Annotated in this window: 19 protein-coding genes and 1 pseudogene; 10 read left to right on the top strand and 10 right to left on the bottom strand. The window is 68.0% G+C overall.

Going from position 1 to position 18,317, the window contains the following annotated elements; translation table 11 throughout:
- Positions 1 to 473: pseudogene (locus C457_RS05160) on the bottom strand (PQQ-dependent sugar dehydrogenase); the annotation flags it as partial.
- A 141-nt stretch (positions 474 to 614) separates the two neighbouring features.
- Between C457_RS05160 and C457_RS05155 the strand changes: the two are divergent.
- The 3 genes from C457_RS05155 to C457_RS05145 all read left to right on the top strand — a co-directional run bounded on the left by C457_RS05155 (position 615) and on the right by C457_RS05145 (position 2,700).
- Complete coding sequence (locus C457_RS05155) at positions 615 to 1,562, top strand: ABC transporter ATP-binding protein (protein WP_008092547.1); 948 nt, start codon at positions 615 to 617, stop codon at positions 1,560 to 1,562.
- Complete coding sequence (locus tag C457_RS05150; RefSeq protein WP_008092545.1) at positions 1,559 to 2,314, top strand: ABC transporter permease; 756 nt, start codon at positions 1,559 to 1,561, stop codon at positions 2,312 to 2,314. The genes C457_RS05155 and C457_RS05150 overlap by 4 nt, the downstream gene beginning before the upstream one ends.
- A 101-nt stretch (positions 2,315 to 2,415) precedes the next feature.
- Positions 2,416 to 2,700, top strand: a complete 285-nt coding sequence (locus tag C457_RS05145; RefSeq protein WP_008092543.1) for a DUF7545 family protein — start codon at positions 2,416 to 2,418, stop codon at positions 2,698 to 2,700.
- Positions 2,701 to 2,787: 87 nt separating this feature from the next.
- Here the strand turns inward: C457_RS05145 and C457_RS05140 are convergent, their stop codons facing one another.
- The 3 genes from C457_RS05140 to C457_RS05130 all read right to left on the bottom strand — a co-directional run bounded on the left by C457_RS05140 (position 2,788) and on the right by C457_RS05130 (position 5,062).
- Positions 2,788 to 3,585 carry a ZIP family metal transporter gene (locus C457_RS05140; RefSeq protein ID WP_008092541.1) on the bottom strand — a complete coding sequence of 266 codons (798 nt, stop codon included), beginning with the start codon at positions 3,583 to 3,585 and terminating at the stop codon, positions 2,788 to 2,790.
- Between the two features lie 253 nt (positions 3,586 to 3,838).
- Positions 3,839 to 4,591, bottom strand: a complete 753-nt coding sequence (locus C457_RS05135; RefSeq protein ID WP_008092539.1) for a mechanosensitive ion channel family protein — start codon at positions 4,589 to 4,591, stop codon at positions 3,839 to 3,841.
- Positions 4,592 to 4,801: 210 nt separating this feature from the next.
- Complete coding sequence (locus C457_RS05130; protein WP_008092536.1) at positions 4,802 to 5,062, bottom strand: hypothetical protein; 261 nt, start codon at positions 5,060 to 5,062, stop codon at positions 4,802 to 4,804.
- Between the two features lie 208 nt (positions 5,063 to 5,270).
- On the opposite strand from C457_RS05130, the gene C457_RS05125 reads away from it, so the two are divergent.
- Together C457_RS05125 and C457_RS05120 are read left to right on the top strand one after the other, a co-directional pair.
- A complete protein-coding gene (locus C457_RS05125; protein WP_008092534.1) occupies positions 5,271 to 7,364 on the top strand; it encodes an acetate--CoA ligase family protein in 2,094 nt (697 codons plus the stop codon).
- Between the two features lie 26 nt (positions 7,365 to 7,390).
- A complete protein-coding gene (locus C457_RS05120) occupies positions 7,391 to 8,491 on the top strand; it encodes a phosphotransacetylase family protein (protein ID WP_008092532.1) in 1,101 nt (366 codons plus the stop codon).
- Positions 8,492 to 8,536: 45 nt separating this feature from the next.
- Here C457_RS05120 and C457_RS05115 read toward each other — a convergent pair whose 3' ends face one another.
- From C457_RS05115 to C457_RS05105, 3 genes are all read right to left on the bottom strand, one after another.
- Positions 8,537 to 8,725 carry a hypothetical protein gene (locus C457_RS05115; RefSeq protein ID WP_008092530.1) on the bottom strand — a complete coding sequence of 63 codons (189 nt, stop codon included), beginning with the start codon at positions 8,723 to 8,725 and terminating at the stop codon, positions 8,537 to 8,539.
- Positions 8,726 to 8,764: 39 nt separating this feature from the next.
- A complete protein-coding gene (locus C457_RS05110) occupies positions 8,765 to 9,871 on the bottom strand; it encodes a M24 family metallopeptidase (protein WP_008092528.1) in 1,107 nt (368 codons plus the stop codon).
- 104 nt (positions 9,872 to 9,975) lie between these two features.
- Positions 9,976 to 11,085, bottom strand: coding sequence for a CNNM domain-containing protein (locus C457_RS05105; protein ID WP_008092526.1), 1,110 nt, complete (start codon positions 11,083 to 11,085; stop codon positions 9,976 to 9,978).
- Between the two features lie 132 nt (positions 11,086 to 11,217).
- Between C457_RS05105 and C457_RS05100 the strand changes: the two genes are divergently transcribed.
- Both C457_RS05100 and C457_RS05095 read left to right on the top strand, forming a co-directional pair.
- Positions 11,218 to 12,549 carry a S8 family peptidase gene (locus C457_RS05100; protein ID WP_008092524.1) on the top strand — a complete coding sequence of 444 codons (1,332 nt, stop codon included), beginning with the start codon at positions 11,218 to 11,220 and terminating at the stop codon, positions 12,547 to 12,549.
- A gap of 90 nt (positions 12,550 to 12,639) precedes the next feature.
- Entirely contained in the window at positions 12,640 to 13,677 is a 1,038-nt protein-coding gene (locus tag C457_RS05095; RefSeq protein WP_008092522.1) for a DUF7544 domain-containing protein, read from the top strand.
- Between the two features lie 36 nt (positions 13,678 to 13,713).
- On the opposite strand, the gene C457_RS05090 is transcribed toward C457_RS05095, so the two are convergent.
- Positions 13,714 to 15,021, bottom strand: coding sequence for an MFS transporter (locus C457_RS05090; RefSeq protein WP_008092520.1), 1,308 nt, complete (start codon positions 15,019 to 15,021; stop codon positions 13,714 to 13,716).
- 100 nt (positions 15,022 to 15,121) lie between these two features.
- Here C457_RS05090 and C457_RS20565 point away from each other — a divergent pair, with 100 nt between their 5' ends.
- Positions 15,122 to 15,292 (top strand): hypothetical protein, encoded by a 171-nt coding sequence (locus tag C457_RS20565; RefSeq protein ID WP_008092516.1) that lies wholly within the window; start codon positions 15,122 to 15,124, stop codon positions 15,290 to 15,292.
- 30 nt (positions 15,293 to 15,322) lie between these two features.
- The gene (locus C457_RS05085) at positions 15,323 to 15,550 is read left to right on the top strand and encodes a DUF7543 family protein (RefSeq protein WP_008092514.1); all 228 of its coding nucleotides are present in this window, start codon (positions 15,323 to 15,325) and stop codon (positions 15,548 to 15,550) included.
- Between the two features lies 1 nt (position 15,551).
- Here the strand turns inward: C457_RS05085 and C457_RS05080 are convergent, their stop codons facing one another.
- Together C457_RS05080 and C457_RS05075 are read right to left on the bottom strand one after the other, a co-directional pair.
- Complete coding sequence (locus C457_RS05080; protein ID WP_004977633.1) at positions 15,552 to 16,334, bottom strand: CBS domain-containing protein; 783 nt, start codon at positions 16,332 to 16,334, stop codon at positions 15,552 to 15,554.
- Between the two features lie 43 nt (positions 16,335 to 16,377).
- Positions 16,378 to 17,835: a DHHA1 domain-containing protein gene (locus C457_RS05075; protein WP_008092513.1), complete on the bottom strand. Its 1,458-nt coding sequence runs from the start codon at positions 17,833 to 17,835 to the stop codon at positions 16,378 to 16,380.
- An 89-nt stretch (positions 17,836 to 17,924) separates the two neighbouring features.
- Here C457_RS05075 and C457_RS05070 point away from each other — a divergent pair, with 89 nt between their 5' ends.
- Entirely contained in the window at positions 17,925 to 18,305 is a 381-nt protein-coding gene (locus C457_RS05070) for a DUF7522 family protein (protein WP_008092512.1), read from the top strand.
- Positions 18,306 to 18,317 lie beyond the last annotated feature (12 nt).

The following is an 18,317-nucleotide window of genomic DNA, read 5'->3' as shown; positions in this document are numbered from 1 at the left end:
TCAGAGATGTGTATAAGAGACAGGTACCGGAGGTAGAGCCGCCCGTTGTCGGCGAACTCGGGGTGGAAGGCGACGCCGAGGAAGCCGCGTTCGTCGTAGCCGTTGAGGTCGACGATGCGGTCGGTGATGTCGAGGTACGGCTCGCTCTGTAGTCCCGAGTCGTCGTGCAGCCAGATTCGACCGGGCTGGTCGACGACGAACCGCCGCGACCCGCCGAACGCCTCGGGGATGGCCACGTCGACCGGCGAGGCGAACCCGGTCGCCAGCGTCTCGTAGGCGACTTCGAGACCCGCGAGTGAGCCGTCGGACCCGCCGTTCGCGGTCGCGGTCGCCCCGTCAGTCTCGTCTGGCGTCGCGTCGCTGTCGGTCGTTCCCCCGGCTCCGTCGTCGGTCGGGGCGCTCGCACAGCCCGCGAGGCCGCCGAGGAGGGTCGCGCCGGTCGCGGCGAGGAAATCGCGTCGGGAACCGTTCATGTCAACGTAGAGCGGCGCGACCGGAGTAAGGCTTGCTACGACCGGGCTGGCGAGCCCTCCCCCGTTCGCCCACCGCCCCGCGACTCGAATCGAGCGGCGATTCCGAATCCCTTACCACCCGATAGTGACGACGGGTACGACATGGACGCGGTACTCGCCGCCGACGACCTCAGGAAGTCCTACGGCGACGTGGAGGCGCTCTCGGGCGTCTCCCTGTCGGTCGCCGAGGGAGAGGTCTTCGGCCTCATCGGTCCGAACGGCGCGGGGAAGACGACGCTGGTTCGCGCCCTCACGGGCACGACCGCGGTGGACTCGGGGTCGGCGGCCATCCTCGGACGCGACCCGACCGAGGTCGACCGCCAGCGCCTCGGCGTCCTCCCGCAGGAGTTTCGGCCCGCGGGTCGGCTCTCCGCCCGCGAACTCGTGGCCTACTACGCGGGGCTCTACGACGACGCCCGCGACCCCGACGCGGTGCTCGACGAGGTCGGCCTCGCCGACGCCGCCGACACGTGGTACGAGAACCTCTCGGGCGGCCAACAGCGCCGCGCCTGCATCGCCCTGACGCTCGTCAACGACCCCGACGTGCTGTTCTTGGACGAGCCGACGACCGGCATCGACCCCGCGGGTCGCCGGTCGCTGTGGGGGCTCGTCGAGGACCTCGCCGCCGGCGGGACGACGGTGTTTCTCACCAGCCACTCGATGGAGGAGATAGAGCGCCTCGCCGACCGCGTGGGCCTGCTCAACGCGGGCGGACTCGTCACGGTCGGCGAGCCGGACGACCTCGTCGCCGAGTACGGCGGCGAGAGCCGCCTCGTGGTCCGGACCGACGGCGACGCCGACGCGGCCCTCGGGTCGGTGTCGCTCCCGGCCGCGCTCGACGCGACGGTGTCGGGAGACGGCATCACCGTCCACGGCGTCGGCCCGCGCGACATCGGCGACGTGGTCGCCGCCTTCGACGACGCGGGCGTCGTCTACGAGTCGCTCGTCTGGAAACAGCCCGGCCTCGAAGAGGTCTACCTCTCGTTGACCGGCGAGCAGTTCGAGGCGGCCCGGCCCGCCGCGGCCGCCGCGGCCGGAGGTGACAGATGAGCCTCGCCGCCCGCGTCCGCGCTGAGTTCGTCGCCTCGTGGCACGCGTTCCTCCGGCGGCGGACGGCGGTGTTTTTCACGTTCTTCTTCCCCGCCATCATCGTCGTCATCTTCGGGGCGCTCGTGCAGACCCAGCCGACCGGCGGCGGCCTGTTCGCCGAGCCGAAGGAGTACTACATCGCCGGCTACCTCGCGGTCGTCGTGCTGTTCACCCCGCTGTCGCGCGTCGGCAGCACCATCGCGCGCCACCGCGAGGGAAGCCGCTTCGAGAAGCTGGCGACGACGCCGCTGTCTCGGGCCGAGTGGCTCCTCGCGCACTCGCTCGTCAACGTCGTCGTCATCGGCCTCGCGGCGCTGTTGCTCCTCGCGCTGTCGGCGCTCGTGACGGGCGCGTCGATTCCGCTGGCTCCCGCGACGCTCGCCATCGTCCCCTTCGTCGCGCTCGGCGTGACGCTCTTCTGCGGCCTCGGGGCCGTCATCGGGAGCGTCGCCGACTCGCAGGACGGCGTCATCGCCGCGAGCAACGCCATCGCGCTGCCCCTGCTCTTCCTCTCGGAGACGTTCGTGACGCCCGACCTGCTTCCGCCGTGGTTCGTCCCGGCGCTGAACCTCTCGCCGCTCACGTACTTCGCCCGCGGCGTCCGGGCGCTCACCTACGGCGGCGGCGACTGGCTCACCAACCTCGCGGTGCTCGCGGTGCTCGCGGTCGCGTTCTTCGCGGCGGGCACGGCAGCGATTCCGCGGACCGACTGAGGAGGCGCACCGCCCGCCTGCGGCGCTCGGGGGCGCTCCCGAGGGCGTCCGACGCGCCTGCAAACTCAAGCCTTAACCCGCGGCCGACCCCACGTGGGGGCATGGTCGAAACTGAGACGTACACCATCGAAGGACCGGACGGAGACACCGAAGCACTCGAACTCCCCGCGGGCCTCGTCGATATCTTCTCGGAGCAGGGCGAAGACCCGACCGACGTCGTCGCCGACGTCGTCGTGCAGGCGTTCGCACAGCAGGCGCACGTCGTCGCTCACCACAGCGAGGGCGGTGCACCGGCCGACATCGCCGAAATCAACGAGAAGATGGAAGAGCTGTTCGAGGACCGCTTCGGCGTCCCGCTCTCCGACGCGCTCGGCCACTCGCACTAAGTCGAGTTCGCGGTTGCTGTTTTCGCTGCCGTTCCGAGTCGAAGGCGAGAGCCGCGCGTCTGAGCCGCCGTGGCGGGTCCGCGGCGCTCAGATGAACGCCAGCGGCACCATGACGGCGAAGCCGGCGGCGAGTCCGGCGAGCAGTTCGACCCGACCGCCGCGCGGGAGGCGCTCGCCGAGTTCGAGCGCCTCGGGGATGAACTCCGTGAGGACGAGAAAGACCATCGCGCCCGCGGCGAAGCCGAAGCCGAACGGGAGGAACTCCCGCGCGATGCGGACGAAGTAGAAGGCGATGACCGCGCCGATGGGCTGGGGCAGACTGGAGAAGATAGCCCACCAGACGAGCTTCCAGTTCGAGACGTTCATCGACCGCAGCGGGATGGAGATGGCGAGCCCCTCGGGGACGTTGTGAATCGAGATGGCGAGAGTCATGAACACCGCGAGCAGCGGGACGACGAACCCGAACAGCTGGAAGCCGCCGTCGAGGCCGAGGTCGGCGAAAGAGACGCCGACGGCGACGCCCTCCGGGAAGCTGTGGACGGTGAGGATGCCGAGAATCAACAGCAGTTTGCGGAAATCGGCCTCCTCGTACTGCTTCGGGTTGACCTCCGCACCCTCGATGACGCGATGGGCGACGAGGACGAGTGCGACGCCCGCGAGCATCCCGATACCGAGTTGGAGCGGCGTCCCGTTGGCGAGCCCCTCGAAGACGAGTCCGAACAGTGACGCCGACACCATGATGCCCGAGGCGATACCCCACAGCGCCACGTTCCAGCGGTCGCTCACGTCGGAGACGAAGAAGAACGGAATCGCGCCGAGTCCGGTCGCGATGGCCGTGACGAGCCCGGCGAGAAAGACGAACGCGAGCGCAGAAAACTGGTCCATACCGAACGTAATCATTCGGTACCGATAAGTATTATCATATTCCATATACTTTTGGTTGGCCTAAACTCTGAATTGCGGATAGCTGCGCTCTACTGATTTAGACGGGCCAAAAATCCCCGTCATATTTATAATCGATATTCTGATATGTACGTCGGCGTGAGCGATTGCTCGCCGGCGATAGACGGTGAAGAAAAGACGTCGGTTCCGCGGTACACTCGTACCGAGCGCACCGGACGCACCGGGTGGAGCGTGTTCAGTCGTCGGCCGGCGACGCGCCCTCCGGCGAGTCGCTGTCGCCGCCCATGGGCGAGACGGGGGTGGCCGCGACGGAGCGGGCCGAACCCATCCAGCGCTCGACGTTGGCCGAGACGTAGTCGCGCGCGCCGAAGGCGACCGCGCCGCCGACGCCGATGGCGAGGGCCGCGGCGATGCCCCAGGCGAACGCCTGCGCGATGGTGAACAGGATGGCGACGTCGATGCCCATCGTGCTCAGGCCGATGACGACGGCGGTGAAGTAGAGGAACATCCGGGTGCCGACCGCGAAGACGCTCGTGTACGGCGTCTCGGTCGCTGCGCGGGTCCGCGTGATGGCGTCACCGATGAAGTCGGCGACGACGAACCCGAGGACGACGACGAGCAGGCCGGCCACGAACGACGGCGCGTACGACGCCGCGGTCGAGACCCATTCGGAGAACAGGTCGACCGCGAGCACGTCGGCGGCCGCGAGCACGGCGATGGCGTAGACGAACCACTTACCGAGCGTCCCGAACGCGCCCGAGACGGCCTTTTCGGTCCCGCCGAGAATCTTCCCGACGGGCGTTGCCAACACCGCCTTGTCGACCTCGACGCGGTCGGCGACCCGCGTGATGAGTCGGGCGGCGATGCTGCCGATGAACCAGCCGACGATGAGTATTAACAGCGCGCCCACGAGCCGCGGGACGAACGCGAGCACGGCGTTAGTCAACTCTGCGATGGACTCTGTCAACGTGACTTGTAACGGGTACATTGTTCCGGGTGGAACATCGCGCGCCCGACAGTTAGTTAAGAATATAAGAACCGTGAATAAAATCATCTCGTAATCGGAACCCTCCGATTTCGCCGATACTCGGTGAAACCGGACGGAGCGGCGGGCTACGGGTCGAAACGTCCGTTCCTCGTTCGACTCGCTCACCGGCGAGACAGTCTCGGGTGCGGGTGCGTCCGTCGTGGTTTAATCTCAGCTTGATTCGTCGCCGCGGTCGCGGGACCCAGTGCGCTCGTCGGCGAGGCGGCCGAGCTGTGTCGCGATTTCTTCCATGGCGACGACGAGTCGAGCGGCGTACCAGAGGACGACGACGGTGACGACGAGGAACACCCACGCGAGAATCTGCTGGGCGATGAGGAGCGCGTAGGCGAGCGTCAACACGAGGAAGACTACGACGGCGACTTTCGCGCCGGTGGAACGATGGAGGGGGATGTCGTCGGGTGATGGCGACATAGCCCGTTGTTCTTGGGGGGAGAAGTTATGTATTTGGCCGCCGCGGGCCGGCGGGGTCGACCCCCCTGCTGACGAGCGTAACCGGCCCAATTCTGTGGTATAAATCACGAACCATACCGATTAATTGCGCTACTGTATCGTGCCACCAAAGGCCGTGAGACGCCCCACACCACCGAGTTTATCAGTCAATGACGGGAATCAACAACCAATGGGAGAGCTATCCGAATTGTTCGCGCCGAACCGAATCGCGGTGGTCGGTGCGACCGAGCGCGAAGGAGCAATCGGGCGGGCAATCATGGACAACCTCATCGACGAGTTCGACGGTGAGGTCGTTCCGGTCAACCCCAAGTACGACGAACTGTTCGGCCTGCAGTGCTACGGCGACGTCGGTGAGACGAACGCCGACCTCGCGGTCATCGTCGTTCCTCCGAAGGTCGTCCTCCCCGCGATGAAGTCCGCCGGGGAAGCGGGCATCGAGAACGTGGTGGTCATCACCGCCGGCTTCGGCGAGACGGGCAGCGAGGGCGCCGCCCGCGAGCAGGAACTCCGCGACATCGCCGAGGAGTACGACCTCAACGTCGTCGGCCCGAACAGTCTGGGAATCATGAACACGGACGTGGGCATGAACGCGACGTTCGGCCCCGACATGGCCCTCGACGGCAACATGTCGTTCATGAGCCAGTCGGGCGCGTTCATCACGGCCGTCATCGACTGGGCCAACGACGAGGACATCGGCTTCAAGGACATCGTCTCCTTGGGCAACAAGGCCGTCCTCGACGAGGCCGACTTCATCGAGGCGTGGAACGACGACCCCGACACCGAGGTCATCATCGGCTACCTCGAAGGCATCTCGGCGGGCCGCGAGTTCATCGACTCCGCCCGCGACGTGACGAAGGACACGCCCATCGTCCTCGTCAAGTCCGGGAAGACCGACGCTGGCGCGCAGGCCGCCTCCTCGCACACCGGCACCATCGCCGGCTCCGACGCGGCCTACGAGGCCGGCCTCGAACAGGCGGGCGTCATCCGCGCGGACTCCGTCCAGCACCTGTTCGACACCGCCCGCGTGCTGGGCGACCAGCCGCTCCCCGAGAACAAGGACGTCGCCGTCATCACGAACGCCGGCGGCCCCGGCGTCATGACGACCGACGCCATCGGCGAGTCGGAGCTGCAGATGGCCGACTTCACCGACGAGACGCTCGAAGCGTTCTCCGAGTCGCTGCCCGCCGAGGGGAACATCTACAACCCGGTCGACATCGTCGGCGACGCCGACAACGACCGGTTCAAGGAGGCCCTCGACGTGGCGCTCGCCGACGACAACGTCGGCATGGCGCTCGTCCTGACCTGTCCGACGGCCGTCCTCGACTACAACCAACTGGCCGCCGACACCGTCGAACTCCAACAGGAGTACGACAAGCCCATCGCGGCCTGCTTCATGGGCGGCGAGCGCGTCGAAACCGCGTCCGACGTGATGAAAGACGCCGGCATCCCGAACTACTTCGACCCCTCGCGCGCCGTCGACGGCCTCGAAGCCCTCTCGGAGTACGCCGACATCCGCCAGCGCGAGTACGACGCGCCCACCGAGTTCGACGTGGACCGCGAGCGCGCCCGCGACATCCTCGAAACCGTCAAGGAACGCGACGAGACCCGCCTCGGGGTCGAGGCGATGGAACTGCTCGACGCCTACGGCATCGAGACGCCGACGGGTGACATCGTCGACGACCCCGCCGACGCGCTGGAAGTCGCCGAAAACATCGACGGCGACGTCGTGATGAAAATCGTCAGCCCGGACATCCTCCACAAGTCCGACATCGGCGGCGTCAAGGTCGGCGTCGAAAACGAGGACGTCTACGACGCCTACGAGGACCTCATCACCCGCGCGAAGAACTACCAGCCCGACGCCAACATCCTCGGCGTGCAGGTCCAGGAGATGGTGAACCTCGACGACGGCGTCGAGACCATCGTCGGCATGAACCGCGACCCGCAGTTCGGCCCGCTCATGATGTTCGGCCTCGGCGGCATCTTCGTGGAAATCCTCGAAGACACGACGTTCCGCGTCGCGCCCGTCTCCGAGGCGGAAGCCGAGGACATGACGAAGGAAATCGACGCCGCGCCGATGCTCCGCGGTGCCCGCGGTAACGACCCGGTCGACATCGGCGGCATCACGGAGACCATCCAGCGGCTCTCCCAACTGGTCACCGACTTCCCGGCCATCCTCGAACTCGACATCAACCCGCTCGTCGCGCTGCCGGACGGCGTGAAGGCCGTCGACGTTCGACTCACCGTGGACCCGGACGAACTTTAAACACTTCACCACCCTACCATTCAACAATGAACACGGTACTCGTCACCTCGACCGGAGAAAGCACCGGGAAGACCGCAATCACGCTCGCACTCGGCGTCCTCGCCAAGGAGCGCGGACTGGACGTGGGCTACATGAAGCCCAAGGGCACCCGCCTGCAGTCCAGCACCGGAAAAACCCTCGACGAGGACCCGATGCTCGCCCGCGAACTGCTCGACATCGACGCGGAGATGCACCAGCTCGAACCCGTCGTCTACTCCCCGACGTTCATCCAGGGTGCCGTCCGCGGCAAGGAGAACGCCGAGGAGCTTTCGGAGGTCATCTCCCACCACTTCGAGGACATCTCGGCCGGCAAGGACCTGATGCTCATCGAGGGCGGCGGCTCCTACCGCACCGGCGGCATCGTGGACCTCACCGACGGCGACGTGGCGAACCTCCTCGACGCCGAGGTCATCCTCGTCGCCGACTACCAGCACCCGAGCGACCTCGACGACGTGGTCGCGGCGGTCGAAGACATCGGCCCCGACCGCCTCGCGGGCGTCGTCTTCAACCGCGTGAGCGACGCCTCCTACGACGAACTCGAAACGGAGGTCGCGCCGTTCCTCGAAGCCCGCGGCGTCCCCGTCCTCGGCGTCGTTCCGACCGAAAAAGATCTCGCGGGCGTCACCGTCGAGGAACTCGCGAACGAACTCGGCGCGGACTTCGCGACCGACGCGCCGACGGACGCCTTCGTCGAGCGCTTCCTCGTCGGCGCGATGGGCGGCGACGCGGCGCTTCGCTACTTCCGCCGCACGAAGAACGCCGCGGTCATCACCGGCGGCGACCGCGCGAACATCCAGCGCGCCGCGCTCGAAGCCCCCGGCGTCAAGTGCATCATCCTCACCGGCGGCCACCGACCCGTCGGTGCCGTCATCGGTAAGGCCGAAGAGAAGGGCGTCCCGGTGCTTCTCGTCAACGGCGACACGCTCTCGGTGACCGACCGCGCCGAGGACATCGTCAGCACGGGTCGCACCCGCGACGAGCGCACGGTCAACCGGATGCGCGACCTGCTGTACGAACACGCCGACATCGACGCCATCATCGGAAACATCGAACCGTCCGGTGACGGCGCGGCCGACGACGACGAGTAACGACCGACGCGTCGCTATCGTCGACTACTTTTTCCGAATTCGGACTCAGACCCCGTTTCCGTCGCTCTCGTGCCTATCGAGGTAGTCGTTGACGAGCGACGGTGCGCCGACGCCGACGGCGAGGAGCGCGAGAAACGAGAGCGTGAACTGCCCGCTGGCCGCCTCCACGAGGTAGGCGGCCGGGAGGGCTGCGAGGACGAAGGCGGTGACGACGAGCGTCTGTCGAGAGACCATACGCCCGCCACGTCAGTCAGGAAGTTAACAGCTTTGCGCCTAACAGCGCCAGCCGCGGTCGGTGTCGTTCAGGAGTTCCGCGCCGTCGTCGGTGACGACGACGAGGTCTTCGATTCGGACGCCGAACTCGTCGGGGAGGTAGACGCCCGGTTCGACGCTGAAGACGTTCCCGACCTCGAGTTCGCGGTCGCTCCCGGCGACGATGTAGGGTTCTTCGTGCACGTCGAGGCCGACGCCGTGGCCGGTCCGGTGGATGAAGCGGTCGCCGTAGCCCGCCTCCTCGATGACCTCGCGGGCGGCGCGGTCGACGTCGCCGGCGGCGACGCCCGGTTCGACGGTCTCGACGGCGGCGGTCCGTGCGGCCTGCACGACGCCGTGGACCTCGGCGAACTCCGCGGGTGGCTCGCCGGCGAAGACGACGGTGCGCGTCTGGTCGCTCGGGTAGTGGTCGACGACGGTGCCGAAGTCGAGGACGACCGGGTCGCCCGACTCGATGACGCGGTCGCCGTGGCTGTGGTGGGGCATCGCGCCGTTGGGGCCAGAGCCGACGAGCGGGCCGAAGGGAATCCCCTCGCCGCCCTCGTCGGCGAGGAGGCGCTCGATTTCCGCCGCGAGTTCGTTTTCGGTCATACCGACGGCGTCCGCACCCATGTCGCGGACGCGTTCGACCGCGCGGTCGACGGCCGCGCCGGCGCGGCGGAGCGCGTCGAGTTCGGCGTCGTCCTTCCGCGCGCGGAGCGGGGCGACGACCTCGCTGGCGAGGCCGAAGTCGGCGTCGGGGAGCGCCGCCCGGAGGTCCTGCGAGAAACGGGCCCACATCGTGTCGTCGACGAGGACGCGCCCGCCGGCGAGGTCGAAATTCGAGACCACGTCGTCGAGGGCGTCACGCGGGTCGTCGTCGTCGCTCCACGTGCGCACGTCTCCGACCCACGACTCGGCGCGGACCTGCGTCTCGTAGAGGTCGGGGACGAGAAACGCCGGTTCGCCCTCGCGGGGGACGAAAAGAAGCAGGTGCCGCTCCGCGGGTTCCTCGTCGAAGCCCGAGAGGTACAGCAGGTTTCGGCTGGGGAACAGTACGGCGGCGTCGGCGTCCGCGTCGGCCAATCGTTCCTGACACGCGCGGGTCCGTCGTTCGAAGGGCGTCATGCGAGTGGATACGGGCGGCGGATGAAAAGCGTGGGCGGTCCGCGGGAGCGCGTCGAGGCGCGAACCATCGGGTGGGGCCGGTACGAGGGCGTCCCGCAGGCGGCCTACGCCCCGAGGTCGAGCGGGTCGTAGAGCTGGCCGGTGATGGACTCGAAGGCGTCGGAGGCGGTCACGAGGCCGACCACGGAGCCGCCTTCGGGGTCGCGGACCATGGCGAGTTCCTGATTCTCCGCCTGGAAGCGGTCGATGAGGTCGCTGACCGAGAGGTCCGAGGGAACCGAAAGCGGGGGCGCGGCGATGTCTTCGAGGCGGCGGTCGCCCGACTGGAGGCGGTCGATGTTCGAGAGGACCGTCGGCGCGTAGACGACGCCCCGAACGTCGTCGAGCGAGTCGCCGACGAGCGGGAACCGCGAGTGCTGGGGGTTCGCCCGAATTCGTTCGAGGCTCTCGTCGGTGCTCGCGTCGACCGAGAGCGCGACGACGCGGTCCGCGGGAACCATCACGTCGCGGACGGGTAACTCGCCGATGCGAAGCGCGTTCAGGACCTCCTCGCGGCGGTCCTCGGGGAGCGAGCCCTGCGCGAGGATGTCGCCCATCTGGCTTCGGACCTCGCCGCGGGTGAGCCGGGTGCCCTCGCCGGCGGCGTCACCGTCGCCGTCTTCCTCCTCGTCGATTTCGGCTTCCTGCCACGACCGGGTTATCTCGACGCCGACGAGCGACAGCAGGCGCTTTGCCAGCCAGTCGGCGACGACGATGACCGGGTACATGAGCTTCGTCCAGCCGTACAGGACGGGCGCGGTGTACTTCGCCACCGTGCGAGAGCGCTCGACGCCGAGGTACGTCGGCACCTGCTCGCCGAGGACGACGTGCGAGAGGTTGATGACGACGAGCGCCAGTCCGACCGACAGCGACGTGTGGGAACCCGCCGCCCCACCGCCGCCGAGGACCGCGGCGAAGGTGGCCGCGACGGCCGGTTCGGCGACGACGCCGAGGCCGACGCTAGCGATGGTAATCCCGACCTGACAGCCCGAGAGGTACACCTCCAGCCGCTCTGTCATCTCCCACGCGAGTTCGAGGCCGCGAGACCCCACGAAGGCGGACTCGTCGAACTGCGGCACGCGCGTCATCGCGAACTCCGAGACGACGAAGAAGGCGTTCGCGAGCAACAACACGAGGCCGCCGCCGAGCCGAAGCGCGGTGTCGACACCTACCATGTGGGTCGAGCGTTCGAACCGGACTCTCGTGAGCGTGTCGGCTCCGGTACGACGTTGTGGTTTTTCGAGGAATTATTTTAAACTCAAAAATGTGCCGTAACAACTATGTTTTCGACGGCCGCGGTGTCTGGTATGCGTCAGCAACACAGGCGGACGTTCCTGAAGCTGAGTGGTTCCCTCCTCGGTGGGATCGCCGCCGGGTCGACCGTCGTCGCGGCCGAGCGGACCGACCGGTTCATCGTCGACCTCGGGGGCGGCGACGCGTCGGCGGCGACGAGCGCCGACCTGGAGGTCGTCTACGACCTCTCGCCGGCCGGCGTGGTGGTCGTCGAGGGGAGCGAGTCGGCCGTCTCCGCCCTGAACGCGACCTACGCGCCCGACGTGGAGATAACGCTCGACGCGCCGGCGGTCGAAGACGCGGGTCCGGCCGATGCGGTCGACGACCCCGGCTACGCCGCGCAGTGGGACAAACAGAGCCAGCGGATTCCGGCGGTCCACGACGTGACCCGCGGGGAGGGCGCGCGCGTCGCCGTCATCGACACCGGCGTCGCCGCCGACCACCCGGACCTCGAACACGCGGTCAACGCATCGCTCTCGCGGAACTTCACCGGCGACGGCTTCGGCGCGGGCGTCCCCGCGGGCGGCGACCACGGCACCCACGTCGCGGGCATCGTCGCCGCGAACGACCGAAACGAGACGGGCGTCGTCGGCTCCGCGCCGGGGGCCGAAGTCGTCGACTGCCGCGTGTTCTCGCCGAACACGCTGGCCTCGTTCGCCGACATCCTCGCGGCCCTCGTCTACAGCGCCGAAATCGGCTGCGACGCCGCGAACCTCAGCCTCGGTTCCTACCCGGTCCCGCGACAGGGCGAAGGGAAGTTCTACGGTAAAGTGCTGAACAAGACGCTGACCCACGCCAACCGCTCGGGGACTGTCGTCGTCGTCGCCGCCGGCAACGACAGCGCCGACCTCCAGCACGACGGCGGCATCATCAGCCTCCCCAACGAGGGGGCACAGGCGCTCAGCGTCAGCGCGACCGGACCCAAGGGGACCGCCTTCGACGCGGGCGACGCCGAAGAAGGACCGAAGACACCGGCGTTCTACACGAACTACGGGACCAACGCCGTCGGCGTGGCCGCGCCGGGCGGCGACGCCCTCCTCTCCGCGCAGGAGACCAACCCCGAAACGTGGTTCTACGACCTCGTCTACAACACCGTCTCGACGCCCGCCTACGACGACGACGGGAACTACGTCGGCTCGGCGAACGGCTACGGCTGGAAGGCCGGCACCTCGATGGCCGCGCCGCAGGTCGCCGCCGCCGTCGCGCTCGTGCGGTCGGTCGAACCGGGTCTGAACGCGAATCGGGTCGCGTCGAAACTCGGCCGCACCGCGACCGTCCCCGAGGGGTCCGACAAGGCGTACTACGGGGCCGGCTACCTCGACCCGCTGGCCGCCGTCACCGAGTAACGGCCTCCGCACCCCCGAGGAGGTTCACCGAGCGAACTGATACCTTAGCTCTCGAACACCTTTATCTCGCGAGGCGTCGCATTGTCACTCATGAGTTGGAAAGCAATCGACGCCCTCGACGACGCCCGTGACGCCACGGCGTCGCTCCTCCTCCCGTTCGACGCGGGTCGATGGGCGCGCCTCGCACTCATCGCCCTCTTCGTCGGCGGCCTCGGCGGGAGCGGCGGTGCCGGAAGCAACACCGGAACGACCACCCCGACCGGAGGCGGGTCGACCGACATCCCGGTCGACTCGCTACCCGGCTTCGTGACGCCCGAAAACGTCGTCGCCGCCGTCATCGCGATTGCGGCGGTCGCTATCGCCCTCAGCATCGTCTGGTCGTTCGTCGGCTCCGTGATGCAGTTCGTCCTCGTGGACGCCGTCGTCACGAAAGACGTGCGCATCCGAAAGCCGTTCCGCGAGCGCTTCTGGCTCGGCGTCAGGCTGTTCGGGTTCCAAGTCGGCCTCCTCGTCGCCGTGCTCGCGGTCATCGGAATCCCGGTCGCGGCGGTGTTCCTCGGCTCCGTCGCGTTCACGCCCGCGGTGGCCCTCTTCGCTATCCCGCTCGTACTGCTCGGGCTCCTGTTGGTGTTCGTGCTCGCGGTCGTCATGCAGTTGACGACCGACTTCGTCGTCCCGACGATGATAGCCGAAGACCGCGCCCTCCTGTCGTCGTGGGGCCGGGTCGTGCCGGTGTTCCGCGCCGAGTTCTCCGAGTTCGGGCTGTACGTCATCGTCCGGTTCATCCTCGGCATCCTCGCGAGCATCGGTATCGGCATCGCGGCCCTCCTCGCCCTGCTCGTCGTCGCCATCCCCTTCGCCATCGTCGGCGGCGGGGCGTTCCTCGCGCTCAACGCCGCGAACGTCGCGTTGACCTCGACGGTCGGGCTGGTCGTCTTCGGCGCGCTCGGGCTCCTGTTCGTCCTCGCGGCCATCGCGGTCGGCGCGGTCGTCCAGATGCCCGTCGTGACCTACTTCCGGTACTATTCGCTGTTCCTGCTGGGCAGCGCCGACGACTCGCTCGACCTCGTCTCGCAGTTCCGGTCCGACGACGACTCGTCGGCCCCGGAAGGCCCGACCCCCGCGTAAGGACCGGCGACTCGCTTCGCCGTTCCGCCTCCGTTTTCACGCCGTCGCCGACGTGACCGCCTCGCGGTCCAGCCGCCCGAGAAGCACGAGAATCGGAACCATCAGCGCGCCACCGACGACGAACGGTGCCCAGAACGCGACGGCCGTGTAGAGTCCGCCCGCCAGCGCCGGCCCGAACGTCCGGGCGAGGCTCCCCGCGCTCTGGGTGAGGCCGAACGCGCCACCCTGCTCGTCGTCCGTCGCCGAGCGGGAGACGAGCGTGTTCAAGGAGACGTTCGTGAGGGCGTTGCCGAACGACAGCGGCGTCATCACGACGAGGAGCGCGAGCACGCCCGCCGGGAGGACGGGACCGACCGGGAGTATCCTTCCGAGGTCGGGGACGAACGCGCCCAGTTGGGGTGAAAAGGGAACGGCCGCGAGCGTGAGCACCTGAATCGCCGCGCCGGCGACCGCGAGTCGGTACTCGCCGAAGCGGTCGGTGAGCGGGCCGACGAGGCCGCCCTGAACGACCGCGAGGACGACGCCGACGTAGGTGAGGATAATCGCGTTCTCGGTCGCGCCGTAGCCGTACTGGTCGTTGGTGAGGAAGATGAACTGGCTTTCGAGCGCCGAGAAGGCGAAGGAGACGAGGAAGAAGGAGGCGACGAGCGTGCCCAGTCCGGGCGACCGGAGCGCGGAAAGGAGCTGTTGGACGCGGGACTCGCGGTCCCCGGCCGGCGTCCCGCGCGCTTCGGGCGGCCGCGACTCGGGCAGGACGAAGAACGCGACGACGAGGTTCGTTCCGGTGATGGCCGCGGCGGCGAAGCTCGGCAGCGAGAACTCGGAGACGGGGACGAACGCGGGCAGGAGGTCCCGGGCGGCGGCGATGACCGGCTCGCTGGCGAAGAAGCCGCCGAGCGCGGGGCCGAACACGAAGCCGAGGCCGAACGCGGCCCCGAGGAGACCGAGCCCCTTTGCACGCTCGTCCGCCGCGGTGATGTCGGCGATGTACGCCTGTGCGGTGGCGATGTTGCCGCCCATCGCGCCCGCGAGCATCCGCGCGGCGAACAGCACCGCGAGCGACCCGGCGACGCCGAACAGGAGCCACGCGAGGACGCTCCCCGTGAGCGACAAGAGGAGCACGGGTCGCCGACCGCGGGAGTCCGACAGGCGGCCCAAAAACGGCGCGGCGAGGAACTGCATCGCCGAGTAGGAGGCGATGAGCAGACTCCCGACGAACTCCGTCGCACCGAACGAGAGCGCGTACAGGGGAATCACCGGGATGAGGATACCGAAGCCGAGGAGGTCGACGAAGACGATGAAAAAGACCACCCCGAGCGCCCGACGCGGGTTCTCGACTGTCATCGTCTCCTCGTTGGCGGGGTGTCGAATAACCGCACCGATACCCTCCGTCTCGGGGGGTAAGCGGTGATTAATTAATACGTTGACAATCCTGAGTGTCAGTATGTCCTTCGAATGGGTCTCGTACTTCACGTGCGAGGAGTGTGGGCTGGAACGCCCGTCGCCGGAGGTTCCCTACGACCGCCTCGGATACGCCGTCTGTCCGAGTTGCGGCGCGGAGACGCGCCCGGCCGCCTCGGCGACGGTCGACGCCTCGACGCCGGTGGATGGGTAGACACTTCGGGCTCCGCCGCCATCCCCCGGTATGAGCTGGACGGAAGTCCGTCGGGACGACCGCATCGTGGAGTGGGAGCGAAGCGACGGTCACGCGACTATTCGGCTCCGTCGCGGGCCGAACGCGTGGCACGTCAGGGTCGACCGACTCTATCAGTCTGCCGAGGGCCGCGGCTACGAGGGTGAGCGGTTCGAGTCGGAATCCGAGGCCCGCGAGACCGCCGAGGCGTGGAAGGACGAGTACGACGTGGAGAACTGAGCTACTGGAGTCGGCGCGTCGTCTCGACCAGCGGGTGTCGCGCGTAGTCGACGATATCGATGTCCGAGATAGATTTGAGGCCCTCTTTTTCCGCGGTCCGCTGCATGCCGAGTTCGACGGGGTCGTCGACGACGATGACGTAGGCGTCCATCTCCTCGATGCCGATTCGGTCGGCCGCGAGGACGCGGTGGTGGCCGTCGGCGAGGAGCAGCGTCCCGTTGTTGTCGATGACGACGAGCGGCTCCGCGAGGCCGCGTTCGAGTTCGTACCGGCGACCGTCGAGTTCGTCGGCGTAGACGCGGGCCTGCGTGGGAATGAGGTTCGAAAGCGAGACCGTGCGGCGCTCTTGATGGACCGTGATGCCGTGAATCTGTTCGAGCGTCCGCATGAGTTTGCCCACTTTCTCCGGCGTCGCGCGCTCGATTTGGCTCCGGATGACGTCGGTGTTCGAGATGATGCCGACGAGGTTGCCCGCGTCGTCGACGACCGGGAGCTTCTGGATGCCCGACCGGAGGATGACGCGGGCGGCGTCGTTCACGTCCATCTCGGGGTGAGCGACGACGAGGTCCGTCGCCATCACCGTCTCGATGGGGGCGGCGTCGTCGGCGAGGAGGATATCGCGCGCCGTGACGAAGCCCTCGGCCTTGCGTCCGTCGCAGACGGGAAACCCGTTGTGCCCGTCGCTCTCCGCGATGCGTTGGGCGACGTCCGCGACCGTGTCGGTCGGAGAGACGGTCTGGACCTCGCGCGTCATGTACTCCTTGACGGTCGCTTTGGTACTCATCTCCCACCTCATAGGGCCACCGTCGGCAAAAACGTGTGGGCGTTCACTCATCGAGCGGGTACTCGAAGGCCACGTCGGTATCCAGACTCGGCGTCGGCGTCGCGTGCTCCAGCGTCTCGAACATCCGCCCGGCGACGATGTCCGTGACGATGGTGGCGAGCGACTCCCGCGAGTCGTCGCCCACGTCGTCGAGGATGCCCAGTGGAATCTGTGCGCCCGCCATGTCCGCGTGGCCGCCGGCGCTCCCGATAGAGCCGAGGGCGTCGCGGAACGTCTCACCGAGGTCGATTTTCGCCCCGCGGGCGCGACCGGAGACGTAGACGGTGCCGTCCATCAGGCCGTAGACGACCGTCACCTCGACGCCCTCCATCCCGAGGAGGTGGTCGGCGGCCTGCGCGAGCGCGTCCCGCTCGCGGATGTCGCCGACGTTCGTCGTGAGGACGTTCCCCCGAACGTCGCGGTTCGAGATGGCGCGGGCGAGCGTCTCCATCGTCTCGGAGGTCAGACTCGGCGTCTCGACCCGTTCGAGCAGGTCCACGTCGACGTGAGGGATGAGGAAGGCGGCGGCCTCGAAGTCGGCGGTCGAGACCTCCCGCGTGAAGTCGTTGGTGTCGACCTGAATCCCGAACAGGAGGGCCGTCGCCACCGTCGTGTCGGGGACGATGCCGAGCCGTTCGAGGTACTCCGCGAGCAGCGTGCTCGTCGCACCGACGCCGCGTCTGAGGTCCACGTACGCCGCTTCGACCGGCGCGCGCGGCGGGTGGTGGTCGATGACGATGTCGATGGTCGTCTCCGGCGGCAGGCGGTCGTTGACGCCCGGCCGGGAGTGGTCGACGAGCGCGAAGCCGGCGTACTCGTCGTCCGCCGGAACCTCGTCGAGAACCCGAAGGTCCAAATCGAGGAGGTTCACGAGCGCGCGGTTCTCCTGGTGAGAGATGTCGCCGAAGTAACACACGTCTGCGTCGACGCTCGCCCGCTGGGCGATTGCCTGCAACGCCAGCGCCGCGGCGATGGCGTCGGGGTCCGGGTTGTCGTGCATCACGACCGCGAGCCTGCCGTCGAGGTTTCGGAGGACCCGCATCAGGCGGTTCAACCGCTCCGTGTGCGACGTGCCGACGGCGTCGAGGATTCGACCGGAGACGATTCGACGCGGGTCGATGACCTCGTCGGCGATCGCGTCGATGTCGGCGCGGACCGACGGGTCCGCGTCGTCGCCGAGGTAGACGACGAGCGGCGCGTCGGGGAATCGGTCGCGGGCCGCGCGCGCCGCGTCGAGGTTCGACGCCGAGGACTGCCCTCCGACGATGACGAGGTCGACCGCGTCGGGGTAGTTCGACGGGTCTGCGGGGTCGCCCTCCCTCGCGGCGATGCCATCCGAGCGGAGGTCATCGGCGCGGCCCTTCCGGTCCGTGACGACCGTTACCGTCCCCCCGCGGTCGGCGAGTAGCCCGACGAGGTTCCCGCCGAGCGACCCGCAGCCGAGAACCAGGCGACGTACCATACACGGAGGGTCGGACTCCGGCCGCAAAACCCTACCGTCCTCCCATCCGGCGATGATATTATGTCATGCCAACGCATGACACATATACGATGGAACTCGAGACGCAACTGCTCCCCGAGTCGCGAGCCGAGTCGTTCGTCCGAACCTGTCGAACCGTCGTCGGCGACGACCTCAGGAGCGTGACGTACTTCACGCACGACCGCTGCGACCAGATATACCTCCGAAGCGACCTCGAAGCGGACGCCGACCTCACCGGGTTCGTCGAACACGAGACCGACGGGTTTCAGGCGCGGACCGCCTACCGCGGCTCCGAACTCGGGAACTACCGATACACCGTCCGTGCGTTCGACCACGGGTACCTCACCCGGGTGACGGCCGACGACAAGGGCGTGTTCGTCACCACCGACGGCCTGACGCTCAGGCGTTCCGAGGAGCTGGCGTCGGCGCTCGGCGAGTTACTGCGAGAATAAAAGAAACCGAAT

This window comes from Haloferax prahovense DSM 18310, from assembly GCF_000336815.1.
Taxonomy (GTDB): domain Archaea; phylum Halobacteriota; class Halobacteria; order Halobacteriales; family Haloferacaceae; genus Haloferax; species Haloferax prahovense.
This window is presented reverse-complemented; position numbering and strand designations above follow the sequence as displayed.